Source organism: Micromonospora sp. DT227, from assembly GCF_049841835.1.
In the GTDB taxonomy this organism is placed as follows: domain Bacteria; phylum Actinomycetota; class Actinomycetes; order Mycobacteriales; family Micromonosporaceae; genus Micromonospora.
Map to the genome: position 1 here is coordinate 503,371 of NZ_JBNCLA010000002.1, position 14,214 is coordinate 517,584.

At 75.1% G+C, this 14,214-nt stretch carries 13 protein-coding genes and 1 pseudogene; 3 read left to right on the forward strand and 11 right to left on the reverse strand.

What is annotated here, in order from left to right; all coding sequences use genetic code 11:
- Positions 1–30 precede the first annotated feature (30 nt).
- Together ACLQ2W_RS11280 and ACLQ2W_RS11285 are read left to right on the forward strand one after the other, a co-directional pair.
- On the forward strand, positions 31–1,206 hold the full coding sequence (locus ACLQ2W_RS11280) for an ROK family protein (protein WP_425786488.1): 1,176 nt from the start codon (positions 31–33) through the stop codon (positions 1,204–1,206).
- A 99-nt stretch (positions 1,207–1,305) separates the two neighbouring features.
- Positions 1,306–2,043: a DUF4142 domain-containing protein gene (locus ACLQ2W_RS11285; RefSeq protein WP_107158835.1), complete on the forward strand. Its 738-nt coding sequence runs from the start codon at positions 1,306–1,308 to the stop codon at positions 2,041–2,043.
- 64 nt (positions 2,044–2,107) lie between these two features.
- Here the strand turns inward: ACLQ2W_RS11285 and ACLQ2W_RS11290 are convergent, their stop codons facing one another.
- The 6 genes and pseudogenes from ACLQ2W_RS11290 to tsaB all read right to left on the reverse strand — a co-directional run bounded on the left by ACLQ2W_RS11290 (position 2,108) and on the right by tsaB (position 8,108).
- Entirely contained in the window at positions 2,108–3,856 is a 1,749-nt protein-coding gene (locus ACLQ2W_RS11290) for an ABC transporter ATP-binding protein (RefSeq protein WP_425786332.1), read from the reverse strand.
- Positions 3,853–5,559 carry an ABC transporter ATP-binding protein gene (locus tag ACLQ2W_RS11295; RefSeq protein ID WP_425786333.1) on the reverse strand — a complete coding sequence of 569 codons (1,707 nt, stop codon included), beginning with the start codon at positions 5,557–5,559 and terminating at the stop codon, positions 3,853–3,855. The genes ACLQ2W_RS11290 and ACLQ2W_RS11295 overlap by 4 nt, the downstream gene beginning before the upstream one ends.
- A 70-nt stretch (positions 5,560–5,629) precedes the next feature.
- Positions 5,630–5,884: a hypothetical protein gene (locus ACLQ2W_RS11300; RefSeq protein WP_405094335.1), complete on the reverse strand. Its 255-nt coding sequence runs from the start codon at positions 5,882–5,884 to the stop codon at positions 5,630–5,632.
- Positions 5,885–6,948 (reverse strand): annotated as a pseudogene (tsaD, locus tag ACLQ2W_RS11305) (tRNA (adenosine(37)-N6)-threonylcarbamoyltransferase complex transferase subunit TsaD); the annotation flags it as partial. It abuts the gene before it with no gap.
- A 6-nt stretch (positions 6,949–6,954) separates the two neighbouring features.
- On the reverse strand, positions 6,955–7,398 hold the full coding sequence (gene rimI, locus ACLQ2W_RS11310) for a ribosomal protein S18-alanine N-acetyltransferase (RefSeq protein ID WP_425786334.1): 444 nt from the start codon (positions 7,396–7,398) through the stop codon (positions 6,955–6,957).
- Positions 7,395–8,108, reverse strand: a complete 714-nt coding sequence (gene tsaB, locus ACLQ2W_RS11315; protein WP_425786335.1) for a tRNA (adenosine(37)-N6)-threonylcarbamoyltransferase complex dimerization subunit type 1 TsaB — start codon at positions 8,106–8,108, stop codon at positions 7,395–7,397. Before tsaB ends, rimI begins: the two co-directional genes overlap by 4 nt.
- Before the next feature lie 161 nt (positions 8,109–8,269).
- On the opposite strand from tsaB, the gene ACLQ2W_RS11320 reads away from it, so the two are divergent.
- Positions 8,270–9,052, forward strand: coding sequence for a helix-turn-helix domain-containing protein (locus ACLQ2W_RS11320; protein ID WP_425786336.1), 783 nt, complete (start codon positions 8,270–8,272; stop codon positions 9,050–9,052).
- On the opposite strand, the gene ung is transcribed toward ACLQ2W_RS11320, so the two are convergent.
- From ung to ACLQ2W_RS11345, 5 genes are all read right to left on the reverse strand, one after another.
- Positions 9,041–9,742, reverse strand: coding sequence for a uracil-DNA glycosylase (gene ung / locus ACLQ2W_RS11325; protein WP_425786337.1), 702 nt, complete (start codon positions 9,740–9,742; stop codon positions 9,041–9,043). The two genes, ACLQ2W_RS11320 and ung, sit on opposite strands and share 12 nt — an antisense overlap.
- A gap of 53 nt (positions 9,743–9,795) precedes the next feature.
- Positions 9,796–10,278 carry a tRNA (adenosine(37)-N6)-threonylcarbamoyltransferase complex ATPase subunit type 1 TsaE gene (gene tsaE / locus ACLQ2W_RS11330; RefSeq protein ID WP_425786489.1) on the reverse strand — a complete coding sequence of 161 codons (483 nt, stop codon included), beginning with the start codon at positions 10,276–10,278 and terminating at the stop codon, positions 9,796–9,798.
- A complete protein-coding gene (locus ACLQ2W_RS11335) occupies positions 10,269–11,360 on the reverse strand; it encodes an alpha/beta fold hydrolase (RefSeq protein WP_425786338.1) in 1,092 nt (363 codons plus the stop codon). The genes tsaE and ACLQ2W_RS11335 overlap by 10 nt, the downstream gene beginning before the upstream one ends.
- The gene (gene alr, locus ACLQ2W_RS11340; RefSeq protein ID WP_425786339.1) at positions 11,357–12,475 is read right to left on the reverse strand and encodes an alanine racemase; all 1,119 of its coding nucleotides are present in this window, start codon (positions 12,473–12,475) and stop codon (positions 11,357–11,359) included. Before alr ends, ACLQ2W_RS11335 begins: the two co-directional genes overlap by 4 nt.
- Before the next feature lie 83 nt (positions 12,476–12,558).
- Positions 12,559–14,028, reverse strand: coding sequence for an NAD(P)H-hydrate dehydratase (locus tag ACLQ2W_RS11345; protein ID WP_425786340.1), 1,470 nt, complete (start codon positions 14,026–14,028; stop codon positions 12,559–12,561).
- Positions 14,029–14,214: the final 186 nt, after the last annotated feature.

Consider the following 14,214-nt stretch of genomic DNA (forward strand, 5'->3'; position numbering starts at 1 on the left):
CCCGGGTACGGACACACCATGGCAGTGGCAATGCGCGCGGGTCCCAGTCAGGACGAGATCCGACGGCAGAACCTGGGCGCATTGCTCCGCTACGTGCACGTGCACGGGGCCACCACGCGCGCGGAGCTGACCACCGCGCTCGGGCTCAACCGCAGCACCATCGGCGCGCTGACCGCCGACCTGGCCGGCGCCGGTCTGGTCAGCGAGGGGACGCCGAAGGAGACCGGCCGGGCCGGACGACCGTCACTCGTCGTCCGGCCCGAGTCGGGACGGGTCTACGCGTACGCGTACAGCGTCGAGGTGGACCGGCTGCGGGCCGCGCGGGTCGGCCTCGGCGGTGAGGTGCTCGACCGCCGGGAGCTGGAACGGCCACGCAACCTGGTCGCCGGCGAGGCCGCCCCGCTGCTGGCCGGCGCCGTCAAGGAGATGCACCAGGCGGTGCCGGACGGCTCGTTCTGCGTCGGCGCCGGAGTGGCGGTCTGCGGCATGGTGCGCCGCGACGACGGGCTGGTGCGGCTCAGCCCCACCACCGGCTGGGTGGACGAGCCGATCGGCGCGGCGCTCGCCGCCGAGCTGGGCATCGACGTCCCCATCACGGTGGGCAACGTGGCCGACGTGGCCGCCTTCGCCGAGCACGCCCGCGGCGCGGCCACCGGCTGCGACAACGTCATCTACCTGTACGGCGACGTCGGCGTGGGCGCCGGCATCATCGCCGGTGGCCGGCGGCTGACCGGGCACGGCGGCTACGGCGGCGAGGTCGGCCACATGGTGGTGGTCCGTGACGGGGCGCGCTGCGACTGCGGCCGGTACGGCTGCTGGGAGACCGAGATCGGCGAGCACGGGCTGCTGCGGGCCGCCGGCCGGGCCGAGGCGCGCGGCCGGGAGGCGCTGCTGAGCGTCTTCGACGCGGCCGACCGCGGGGACGCCCGCGCGCAGAGCGCGGTACGGCAGGCCGGCGACTGGCTCGGCTTCGGCGTGGCCAACCTGGTCAACATCTTCAACCCGGAGATGGTCCTCTTCGGCGGCACCATGCGTGACCTCTACCTGGCCGCCGCCGCCCAGGTGCGCAGCCGGCTCAACCGCAACGGGCTGCCCGCCTGCCTGGAGCACGTGCGGCTGCGTACCCCGGAACTCGGCGACGACGCGGCGCTGGTCGGCGCCGCCGAGCTGGCCTTCGAACGCCTCCTGGCCGACCCGCTGAACTGATCGGCCCGGTGATCCGTACCAACGTGCGGACGGGCGGCCGGTGGGCTCGGCCGTCCCGCGACCCCGCGTACCGGTCCGGACCGAGGAGGCACCGCAACCATGGCATCGCTGGAATCCGCACGTCGCCGGCTGGCGCACCGGGTGACCCTGCTGCTCGTCGCGATCGGCGCGGGGATCGGCGTTCTTCCCGGCGCGGCTCTGGCCGCCCCCAATCCCGGGGTGCAGATGAACGCCGCGGACATGACGCTGCTCAACGGCGTCCGGCTGGCCGGGCTCTGGGAGATGCCGGCCGGCACGATGGCCGCCGAGAAGGGCCAGTCCCCCCGGGTACGGGAGGTCGGCGCGGAGATCGCCCGCCAGCACGGTGTGCTGGACCAGCTGGTGGTCGAGGCGGCGAACAAGCTGGGGGCGGTGCTGCCGACGGACCCGACGACCCAGCAGAAGGGTTGGCTGACCGAGATGCAGAACGCCAGCGGCGCGCAGTTCGACCAGATCTTCGTCACCCGGCTCCGGGTCGCCCACGGCAACATCTTCCCGGTGATCGGCGCGGTGCGGGCGAGCACCAAGGACCCGGTCGTGCGCAAGCTCGCCGAGGACGCCAACAAGTTCGTCAACGACCACATGACCATGCTGGAGAGCACCGGGCTGGTCCGCTGGCAGCAGTTGCCGCCGCCCGCGCTGCCGGCCGCGCAGAGCGACTCGCTGGTCGCCGCCGCCCAGGCCAACGCGTCCAGCGGCGGCGGGCTCCAGGTGGGCACCGGGATCGTGTGGGCGGTCTTCCTGCTCGCGCTGGGCACCGGCGGGTACACCACCTGGCGGCTGATGCGCCGCGCCTGACGGGCGTTAAGCGGGGCCCCTTCCTATACGCCAGGCGTTAAGAAGGGGCCCCTCCTTACACCCGTCAGCCGTGCCAGGAGCGCCAGAGGGCGGCGTACGAGCCGTTGGCGGCGACCAGGTCGTCGTGTGGGCCCAGCTCGGTGATTCGGCCGTCGGACACCACCGCCACCCGGTCCGCGTCGTGTGCGGAGAACAGCCGGTGCGCGATGGCGATCACGGTCCGCCCGTGCAGCACCGCGGCCAGCGACCGCTCCAGCGCGCGGGCGGCCCTCGGGTCGATCAGGGAGGTGGCCTCGTCCAGCACCAGCGTGTGCGGGTCGGCGAGCACCAGCCGGGCCAGCGCGAGCTGCTGCGACTGCGCCGGGGTGAGCGGATGCCCGCCGGCCCCCACGGTCGTCTCCAGCCCCGCCGGCAGCGCCTCCGCCCACTCCAACGCCTCGACCGCGGCCAGCGCGGCGCGTACCGCCGCCCGGTCGGCGGCCGGCCGGACCATCGCCACGTTGTCGGCGAGCGTGCCGATGAACACGTGGTGCTCCTGGCTGACCAGCGCGACGTGGGTACGCAGCTCGTCCAGGGGCAGTTCGGCGAGGGGTCGACCGTCGACGGTCACCGCACCGGCCGACGGGGTGTGCACGCCGGCCAGCAGCCGACCCAGCGTGGACTTCCCCGCCCCGGACGGGCCCACCATGGCCAGCCGCTCCCCCGGTCGGGGCACCAGCGTCACGCCGTGCAGCACGTCGTGGCCGGCGCGGTACGCGTACCGGACGTCGTGCGCGGCGAGCCGACCCTCGGTGGTCGGCCGGCGCGACGCGACGGGTGCCGGGGAGCGCTCGTCCGGCTCGGTGGCCACGCCGAGCAGCCGGGCCAGCGAGGCCCCGCCCACCTGGAACTCGTCCAGCCAGCCGAGCAGCCGTTCGATCGGGTCGGTGAGCTGCTGGGCGTAGAGCGTGGCGGCGGTGACCTGGCCCAGGCTGGCCCAGCCCTTCAGGTGGAACCAGCCGCCGATCAGCAGCGTGGCCACCATCGGCACCAGGTAGCCGAACTCGGCCACCGGCCAGAACACGGTACGCAGGTACAGCGTGTACCGCTCGGCAGCGTACGAGCGGCGGATGTCGGCGTCGCCGCGGGCCCGGCGGCGGGCCGCCTGGCGCAGCGCTTCGGTGGTCCGCGCTCCCTCGACCGTCTCGCTGATCCCGTCGGTGATGTCCGAGTAGGCGGCGTTCTCCCGCAGGTAGCCGGCCGGCGCGCGGCGCAGGTACCACCGGGTGCCGGCCCAGAGCACCGGCACCGCGAGCAGGCTGGGCAGCGCCAGCAGCGGCCCGGTCAGCACCAGCGCGCCGAGGATCAGCAGCACGGTCAGGGCCGCGATCAGCGTCTCCGGCCCGGCGAACCGGACCGTCCGCGACAGTGCCGACACGTCGCGGGAGGTGCGGGTGAGCAGGTCACCGGTGCCGGCCCGCTCCACGGTGGACAGCGGCAGCGCCAGCACCCGGTCGACGAACTCCTCCCGCAGCTCGGCGAGGACCCGCTCGCCGAGCCGGGCCGAGGCCAGGTGCGCGAACCGGACCAGCACCGACTGCACCACCACGAACGCGGCGATGGCGGCCACCACCCGGTCCACGGTGGTGGCGGCCACGCCCCGGGAGATCCCCTCGACCAGGTCGCCGAGCAGGCGCGGGGTGACCAGCCCGGCCGCCGCGGCGAGCGCGTGCAGGCCGAGCACGGTGGCCAGGCCACGCGGGTGCCGGCGGACCAGCTCCCGCACGTACCGGCGGACCTGCGCGGCGTCGGCGACGGGCAGCGCGTTGCTCATCGGTCCTCCTCCCGGCTCACCGTGGCCGCGTACCGGGGCTCGGCGGCGAGCAGCTCCTCGTGCCGGCCCTCGGCGACGACCTTGCCGTCCTCCACGAAGACCACGTGCTCGGCGCGTCCGAGCACCAGCGGGCTGGTGGTGCAGACCAGCGTGGTGCGGCCGGACCGGGCCGCGGCCAGCCGGTCGGCGACGCGCGCCTCGGTGTGCGCGTCCACCGCGCTGGTGGGCTCGACCAGGATCAGCGTCTCCGGGTCGGCGACCAGCGCGCGGGCCAGCCGCAGGCGCTGCCGCTGCCCGCCGGAGAACTCCCGGCCCCGCTCGGCGACCGCGCCGTCCAGGCCGCCGGGCAGCGCCTCGACGATGTCCGTCGCGCTGGCCGCGGCCAGCGCCGCCTCGACCGTGGCGCGGTCCGCCCGGTCGTGCGGGTCCAGCTCCGTGCGGAGCACGCCGCTGAACAGCTGCGCGTCGTTGTCGGCCACCAGGATCCGCTCCCGCACCGTCGCCAGTGCCACGTCCCGCAGCGGTACGCCGTGCAGCGTCACGTCCCCGTCGGCGTACCGGCCGAGGCGGTCGGCGATCTCGGCCGCGTCCTGCGGTTCGGCGGCGGCCAGCGCGGTGAGCCGGCCCGGCGGCAGCACCAGCCCGGAGCGCGCGTCCACCAGCTCGCCCGGCCCGGACGGCACCGGCACCGGCTGGGCCGGGTCGGTGAACTCCGGCGCGAGCCGCAGCAGCCGGACCACCCGGCGGGCCGCGACGTGCCCCCGGGTGAGCTTGTCGGCCGCCTCGGTGAGGTTGCGCAGCGGGCTGACCAGGAACGCGGTGTAGCCGTAGAAGGACACCAGCTCACCGGCGCTGATCTCGCCGCGCAACGCGAACCGGGCGCCGAGCCAGGTCACCAGCACCACGAACACACCGGGCAGCAGGATCTGGGCGGCCTGGAGCAGCGACTCCACCCGGGCCACCCGCAGGCCGTCGGCGCGCAACGCCTGCGACCGTTCCCGGTAGCGGGCGGCCAGCACCGGCTCCCCGCCCACGCCGCGCAGCACCCGCAGGCCGGAGACGATGTCCGCGGCGCGCGCGGTGAGCCGACCGGTCGACTCCCGGTACGCCGCCTGCTGCCGGTGCAGCGGCCGGATCAGCAGCGCGACGAGCGCCATCAGCAGCGGCACGCCGAGCACCACCACCAGCCCGAGCGGCAGTGACGCGGTGAGCAGGATGGTGGCGACGGTGACGATGCCGACCACCGCTCCGACGCCCCGGGCGGTGATGTCGATCGCGCTGCCGATGTGCTCGATGTCGGACGTGCCGATGCTCACCACCTCGCCGGCGGCGACCCGGCGCGGCAGCGCGGCGCCGAGCCGGTTGGTGGCGTCCACGGTGACCTGCACCGTGCGGTACGCGGCGCCGAGCCAGTTGTGCACCGCGCAGCGGTGCCGCAGGATGCCGGCGCCGGCCTGGACCAGCCCCAGCCCGAGCAGGGCGAGGCTCCAGCGCACCAGCGCGTCCGGGTCGCGCTGGGCGAGCCCGGCCTCCACGGCCCGGCCGATCGCGGCCGGCACCAGCGCCTGGGCCAGCATCCAGATCACGCCGAGCGTCAGGCCGCCGCCGAAGTACACGGGATGTCGCCCGGCGAGCCACACCAGGTAACGGGTGGCGGACCGCGCGTCGGGGGTGCCGGGATCGCCGGCCGGTGAGAAGCGCATGACCCACCGACGCTAGGTGGCGGCCGGTCCCGGACGCCAACCAGTTTCCGGGTGCCGTGACCACCGTCGCCTAGCGGTCGACCTCGGTGAAGTCCCAGCTGTGCGGTGCACGGGCGACCAGGCGCGTGGGCGGTTCGGGCAGTTCCCGGGGGTTGCTGCGCCACTTCGAGATGACCACCAGCCGGTGGTCGGTGGAGGAGAACACCTCGCTACCGACGTGCATCGGGTCGTGCTCGAACTCGGGCAGCGCGGTCTCGCACACCCAGGTGATCAGCTCGGCGAAGCCGTACGGCTCGGCCTTCGCCTCCCACATCCGGACGATCATGTCGGTTTCCTCCCCGGTCAGACGCTGACCACGGTCAGCGGCATGGCCGAGTCGGCCGGCAGGTCCAGCCGGCTCGGGGCGACGCCCGCGGCGACCAGGTGCGACCCGAGCGCCGCCACCATCGCGCCGTTGTCCGTGCAGAGCTTCGGCCGGGGCGTGCGCACCCGGACGCCGTGCTTCGCGGCCCGCTGCTCGGCCATCGCCCGCAGCCGGGAGTTTGCCGCCACCCCGCCGCCGATCACCAGCGTGTCGATCCCGCTGCTGCGGCAGGCATCAAGCGCCTTGCCGACCAGCACGTCGCAGACCGCCTCCTGGAAGGACGCCGCCACGTCGGCCACCGGCACCGGCTCGCCGGCCCGCTGCCGCGCCTCGACCCAGCGGGCCACCGCCGTCTTCAGGCCGGAGAAGGAGAAGTCGAACCGGTGTCCGACCAGGTCCTTCGCGGCGGTCAGCCCGCGCGGGAAGGCGATCGACGCCGGGTCGCCGGCCCGCGCCTCCCGGTCGATGTACGGGCCACCGGGGAACGGCAGCCCGAGCAGCCGCGCCACCTTGTCGAACGCCTCCCCGGCCGCGTCGTCGATGGTGGCGCCGAGCGGCACCACGCCCCGGGCCAGGTCGTCGACGCGCAGCAGCGAGGAGTGCCCGCCGGAGACCAGCAACGCGATCGCCGGCTCGGGCAGCGGCCCGTGCTCCAGCGTGTCCACGGCCACGTGCGCGGCGAGGTGGTTCACCCCGTACACCGGCTTCTCCGCGGCCACCGCGTACCCCTTGGCGGCGGCGACGCCGACGAGCAGCGCGCCGGCCAGACCCGGACCGGAGGTGACCGCGATGGCGTCGATGTCGGCGATGGTGACGCCGGCTTCGCGCAACGCCCGGTCCATGGTGGGCACGATCGCCTCCAGGTGGGCCCGGCTGGCCACCTCGGGCACCACCCCGCCGAACCGGGCGTGCTCCTCGACGCTGGAGGCCAGCGCGTCGGCGAGCAGCGTGTGCCCGCGCACGATGCCCACGCCGGTCTCGTCGCAGGACGTCTCGATGCCGAGAATCAGGGGTTCGTCAGCCATCCGCGTTCAGTCCTCGTGGCGCTGCATGACCAGCGCGTCGGTGTTGCTCGGTTGGTAGTAGCCGCGCCGCACGCCGATCGGCTCGAAGCCGTACGTGGCGTAGAGCCGCTGCGCGGGGGCGTTGTCGGCGGCGACCTCCAGCATCGTGCTGCGGATGCCGCGCCGGGCCGCCTCGGCGAGCAGCGCCTCCAGCAGCAGCCGGCCCACGCCCCGGCGTTGGGCGTCCCGGCGGACCGCGATGTTCTGCACCCATGCCTCGTCGGGCGGGGCCGCGGCCAACCCGGCGTAGCCGGCCACCGTGCCGTCGTCGTCGAGGGCGACCAGGTAGAAGTGCCCGTTGGCGAGTTCGTTCCAGAACATGCCCGGGGACCACTGCTCGGCGCCGAACAGGTCCGCCTCGATGGGCAGCACCTCGTCGACGTGCCACCAGCGGAACCGGCTCAGCCTCATCGCAGGACCGGCTTGTGGCCGGTGGCCGCCACCGCGTCCGGGCGGCGCAGGTAGAGCGGGGTGAGCGCCTCACCCGGGGCACCCGCGCGGATCCGCTCGGCGGCGAGTCGGGCCAGCGCCAGCGGGTCCGGGTAGCGCGGCTCGGCCCGCACCGGCAGGCCGAGCACGTCCGCGTAGCGCTGGGCGCCGTCGCCGACCGCGACGGTGACCGCCAGGTCGCGGGCTCGCTCGGCGACGACCGCCGGGGCGGCCACGTCCGGGCCGGCGACGCGCCGCCCGGCGCCGTCGTAGACGGCCCAGTAGACCTCGCGCCGCCGCGCGTCGCTCGCCGCCAGCACCAGCTCGCCCGCGGCGGCGGGGTGGCTTGCGGCGGCGGGGTGGCTTGCGGCGGTCGGCTGGCCGAGGCCGTCCAGCGAGCAGACGCCGTACGTGGGGACGCCGAGCACCTGGGCCATGGTGGCGGCGGTGACCAGCCCCACCCGCAGCCCGGTGAACGGCCCGGGGCCGAGGCCGGCGACGATCGCGCCCAGGTCGGCCGGGCGCGCGCCCACGTCGGCGAGCACCGCGTCGACCTGCGGCGCGAGCAGCTCGCCGTGGGCCCGGGCGTCGACCGTGCACCGGGACGCGCGCAGCACGACGCCGTCCGCCGAGACCTCGGCCAGCGCCGCGGTCACCGCGGGCGTCGAGGAGTCCACCACGAGTACGAGCACGGTAAGCCAGCCTAGCCCGTCCCCCGACCTGGGCCGCCCACCGCATGCCGTCACGGACGGTAGCGTCCGGAGGGAACACCATGCGATGCAGCGATATACCCAGGTGTCATAAATATGACCCAGCGGTATATCGCTCCGCCGCGACATGCCATCCTGCCGGGATGACGGAGAGTCACCTGGCCCACCAGATCGCCCGCACGCTGCGGCACGAACGCGACCGGGCCGGGCTCACCCAGCAGGCACTGGCCGCCCGCGCCGGGCTGAGCCAGGCCGCCATCGCCCGGATCGAACGAGGCGATCGGCTGCCCGGCCTGACCACCGTGGAGCGTCTCCTCGCCGCACTCGACCGGCAGCTACGGATCGAGGCCGAGCCGCTCGACAGCCACCTGGACGCGGCGCTCGACGAACTGGCCGGCGCCGACCCGGTCGAGCGGCTCGATCGCCTCGGGCTGGACCGCCTGGTCGACGCGCTCGGCGACCTGCCCCACGTGCTGGCCGGCAGCACGGCGGCCGTGGTGCAGGGCGCGCCGATACCGGTGGAGGCGGTCGAGATCGCCGTGCGGTGGCGGGACTCCCCCTCGTTCACCGCGTTCCTGTCTCGGGCGCTCGCCCAGCGGTGGAACGCCCGCTGGGAGGAGTGGGGCGGCGTACGCCACGAGCCCGAGGAGCCGGGCGAGCACCGCTGGCGGACCCGCCACGGCGAGCTGCGGGCCCGGATGGTCGAGGAACTGCCCGAGCCGATCGAGGTGCGGCTGGGTGGGCGCACCTACCCGGTCGAGCCGCTGGTCCAGGTGGAGGTGGCCGACCGGCGCGCGGCCGAGCTGCTGCGCCGGCACCGGCAACGCCTGGCGGCCGGCGCAGCAGGAACGGCCGGCGCAGCAGAAACGGCCGACGCAGCAGGAACGGCCGACACGGCCGACCGCACCGGCGGGTCAGCCGGCTGAGCGTTCCCAGTCGACGGTGGGCAGACCGGCGTCGGCGAGCGCCTTGTTTGCCGCGCTGAACGGACGGCTGCCCAGGAAGCCCTTCGGGTTCATCGGGCTCGGGTGCCCGGCCTCCAGCACCACGTGCCGCGGATTCGTGACCAGCGCCGCCTTCTTGCGCGCGTATCCGCCCCACAGCAGGAAGACCACCCGCTGGTCGAGCGCGTCGAGCGCCCGGATGGTGGCGTCGGTGAACTCCTCCCAGCCCCGGTTGGCGTGCGAGCCGGGGGTGGCCTGGCGGACCGTGAGCACCGAGTTGAGCAGCAGCACACCCTGGGCGGCCCAGCCGTCGAGGTTGCCGCTGCGCGGCTTCGGCACGCCCAGGTCCTCGCCCAGCTCCTTGAAGACGTTACGCAGCGACGGCGGCACCGCCACGCCCTCCCGGACGCTGAAGCTCAACCCGTGCGCCTGCCCCGCCTTGTGGTAGGGGTCCTGCCCGAGGATGAGCACCCGGGTCTCCGCCGGCCCGCACAACCGGTAGGCGGAGAACAGGTCCGCCAGCGGGGGAAAGACCGTGGCGGTCGCGTACTCCCCGGCGACGAAGTCGGCCAACGCCGCGGTGCGGGCCGGATCGAGGTGCGGGGTGAGCGCCTCCCGCCACGGCTCGGGCAGGAGCGCCATCAGGTCGAGGGCGGGAACGTCGTCGGGCATCGGCAACCTTTCGCAGTCGTCCCCGGGACTCTAGGCAGCGGGTACGACAGCGCTCAGTCGAGGGTCGCCAGCCGGGCCGCCCAGTCGCCGCCCACCGGCTCCAGCAAGACCACCCGCGTGTCGTCGTCCCGCCGGTCGATGCGGACCCGAAGGTGCGCGTCGACCAACTGCTCGACCATCCCCTCGCCCCACTCCACCACGGTCACCGCCTCGTCCACCGAGGCGTCCAGGTCGAGGTCGTCGATCTCGGCGCGCGGATCGGCGGACTCCCCCAACCGGTACGCGTCGGCGTGCACCAGCGTCACCCGGCCGCCCCGCGCCGGATCCGGCCGGTGCACGCGGGCGATGACGAAGGTGGGCGACGTGATGTCGCCGCGTACGCCCAGGCCGGCGCCGACGCCCTGGGTCAGCGCGGTCTTGCCGGCTCCCAGCGGACCGCTGAGCAGCAGCAGGTCACCGGCGCGCAGCACGCCGGCCAGCCGCCGCCCGAACCCGTGGGTGTCGTCGAGGGTCTTCAGCTCCACCTTCACAGTGATTCCAGGAACCTCTCCAGCGCGGCGTTGACCTCGTCGGCGTGCTCCAGCATCACCACGTGCCCGCTGTCGTGGATCTTCACGAACTCGGCGTCCGGCAGCCGCCGGACGATCTCCTCCGAGTGCGTCACCGGCGTGATCATGTCCTTGTCCCCCACGATCACCAGCACCGGCGTGCCGGCCAGCGCGGCGAGCGCCGGGAACCGCGAGTGCGTGGCCAGCGTCCGCAGGTAACGGGTGACCGTGTCGGCCGAGGTGCGGGAGTTCATCGTCTCCACGTACGACACCAGGGCGGGGCTGGGCTTCGGGGTGCCGAACCCGTACTTGCGGGTGAGCAGCCAGGCCACGTTCGAGGTCGACTTGCGGGCCTTGTCGATCACCGTGCCGCCGTACCGGGTGGCGTTGCTCATCATGTAGAGCACCGGCGCTCCCACGCGACCGAGCAGCGCGGGCGCCACCAGCTTCGTCTCCGCCGCCAGGCCCCCCGAGGTGGCCATCAGCACGGTGCCGACCACCCGGTCGCCGAACAGCTCCGGGTACAGCTCGGCCAACGCCATGATCGTCATGCCGCCCATCGAGTGCCCGATCAGCACCAGCGGCCCCTCCGGGACCACCTCGTCGAGCACCCGGCGCAACGTGCGGCCCAGCGCGGTCAGGTCGTACTCACCGGTCTCCAGCCGCCCGGACCGGCCGTGCCCCGGCTGGTCGTACGCCACCACCCGGTAGTCGCCCCGCTCGGCGAGCAGCTTGCGCTGGAAGTGGAACGTGCCCATGTCCAGGCAGAAGCCGTGCACCAGCACCACGGTCGGGTGCCCGGCGACCGGCCGGGTCGGCTCGACCACCTCCACGTGGATGTCGGTGCCGTCCGGCATCTCCAGCCGGTACGCCTCGTCGTGGCGCTGCCGCCCGAAGACCTCGTGCGCGTACCGGTCGGCGGGGTCGTTCTTGAGCCGGCGGACCAGCACCCGCTCGCTGACCACGCCCGCCGCGAGCCCGGCGGCGGCCACCCCGACGGCGGCGCCGACCAGCCCGGCGACCTTCCCCGCGGCACCTCGCGGACGCGGCACCCGCAGCCGCTGACTCACGGCTTCTCGCCGTCGTAGACACGGGGCACCCGCACGCCGCCGAATCGGGTGACGATCTCGTAGTTGATGGTGCCGACCGCCTCGGCCCAGTCGTCGGCGGTGGGCTCGCCGGCCGCGCCGCTGCCGAACAGCGTCACCACGTCGCCGGCGGCCACCTCGTCGTCACCGCAGTCGACCACGAACTGGTCCATGCACACCCGCCCCGAGATGGTCCGCCGCTCGCCGCCGAGCAGCACCGGACCGGTGTTCGAGGCGTGCCGGGGCACCCCGTCGGCGTAGCCGAGCGGCACCACGGCCAGGTTGCTCTCCGCCTCGGTGAGGTAGGTGTGGCCGTAGGAGACGCCGGTGCCGGCCGGCACCCGCTTGGTCAGCATCACCCGGGCCCGGGCGGTCATCGCCGGGCGCAGGCCGAACTGCTCGCCCGCGATCGGCGACAGACCGTAGACCGCGATGCCGGGACGAACCAGGTCGAAGTGGGTGTCCGGCCGGGTGAGCGTGGCCGCCGAGTTGGCCAGGTGCCGGTACCGGGGCCGCAGGCCGGCCCGGGTGACCATCTCCAGCCCCTCCCGGAAGACGGCGAGCTGGCGATCCGTGGTGGGGTGGCCGGGCGAGTCCGCGTACACGAAGTGGCTCCACACACCGACCACCTCGACCAGGCCGTCGGCCTGGGCCTTCGCGGCGGCCTCCAGCAACGTCGGCCAGTCGGCGACGGTCGCCCCACCCCGGGACAGCCCGGTGTCGATCTTGAGGTGGAGCCGGGCCGGGCGGTCCGCCCGGCGGCTCGCCTCGATCATCTCGTCGAGCTGGCTCAGGCTGGCGCAGCCCAGGTCGACGCCGACGGTGATCCCGTCGTGCAGCGGCAGACCCGGATCGAGCAGCCAGGCCAGCACCGGCGCGGTGATCCCCTCCTGACGCAGCCGGAGCGCCTCGTCCAGGGTGCAGACGCCGAGCTGGTCCGCCCCGGCGTCGAGCGCCGCGCGGGCCGCCGGCGCCATGCCGTGCCCGTACCCGTCGGCCTTGACCACCGCCATCAGCTCGGCGCTGGTGCCGGCCTTGAGCCGGGCCACGTTCTCCCGGATCGCGTCGAGATCGACGCGCACCTCCGACTGCCACATGCCCCCAGCCTACTTCCGCCGGTGATCATCGTGGCCGGGAGCCGCGCGGCCGACGCCCCCGCCGGCCAGCGCCCGCACCCGGATCAGGCCAGGCGGGCGAGGACCGGGCGCAGCGCGGCGGCCACGTCGGGCGCGGTCACCGGGCCGCCGCGAGCCGCCTCCCGACCGGCCAGCCCGTGCAGGTACGCCGCGGCGGCGGCCGCCCGTTCCGGGGCCAGACCGGCCGCGAGCAGCGAGCCGAGCAGCCCGGCCAGCACGTCGCCGGTGCCGCCGGTGGCAAGCGCCGGGGTGCCGGTCGGGTTCACGTACGCCCGGCCGTCGGGCGTGCCGACGATCGTCCGGTACCCCTTGAGCAGCACCACCGCGTTCATCCAGGCGGCCAGCCGCAGCGCCGCGGCGACCCGGTCCGCACCGGGCATCTCGCCACAGAGCCGGGCGTACTCCCGGTCGTGCGGGGTCACCACGATCGGGGCGTCCCGCCCGCGCAGCCGATCGGCGAGCTTGCCGTCGACCAGCAGCGTCAGCGCGTCGGCGTCCAGCACCACCGGCACCGACGTGGCCAGCACCGCGCGCAACTCGGCGGCGGACGCGTCACCGGTGCCGAGCCCGGAGCCGCAGACCCAGGCCTGCACCCGGCCGGCGTCGGCGACCCGGTCGGTGGCGATCACGGAGGGGTGCTGGTGCACCACCTCGGCCCGGGCGCCGCCGGCGTAGCGGACCAGGCCGGTGGGACCGGCCAGCGCGCCGCCGACCGAGAGCACCGCCGCACCCGGATAGGTGGCGGAACCGGTCGCCACCCCGACCACCCCGCGGGAGTACTTCTCCGACGCGGCGCCCAGCGCCGGCCACCAGGCGGCCACGTCGGACCACTCGGTCACCCCCAGCGCCGGGGACCCGCGCAGCCACGGGGTGAGCCCGATGTCGACCAGGTCGACCTGCCCGGCCAGCGCGGCGGCCGGGCCGACCACCAGAGCCGGCTTGAGCGCGCCGAACGCCACCGTCACGTCGGCGTGGACCGCGCGCGGCCGGCCGGCGTCGGTAAGCGGGACGTGGCCGGTGTCGACCGCGACGCCGCTCGGCACGTCCACCGCGACCACGGTGGCCCGCGTGCCGTCCCGACCCCGGTGCTCGACCAGGCTCGCGGCGAGCTGGTCGGCGGTCTCCCGCAGCCCACCGGCGCCACCGATGCCCACGATGCCGTCGAGCACCAGGTCGACCCCGGCGGGTGGCCGGTCGACCACCTGCCCACCGGCGGCGCGCAGCGCGGCCAGGCCGTCGGCGTGGGCGCGCTCCGGGGTGAGCAGCAGGGCGGCGACCGCCGCGCCCCGGCGGGCCAGGCGCGCCCCCGCGTAGAGCGCGTCGCCGCCGTTGTCACCGGAACCGACGAGCAGCAGCACCCGGGCGCCGTAGACGCCGCCCCGGTCCGCCAGCAGCAGCGCGCAACGGCGGGCCAGCCCGGCCGCCGCCCGCTGCATCAGCGCGCCGGACGGGAGGGTCGCCATCAGCCCCGCCTCCGCCGCGCGAACATCCGCGACCCGCCACACCGGTCTCATGCCGTCCCGCCCCGTCCGTTCCCGTCGGCTGCGATCACGGCCTCACCCTACCGGCGGCGCGAGGGCCGGGCGGGGCGCCGGGACGGCCCTGTGGACAACCGGGGACGTTGTCCACAGGGTCGACGCGGACGGCTCCCACCGGCCTAGCGTGCCCGCTGTCCGGGTCCGGCCGATGGGCTCGGCGGG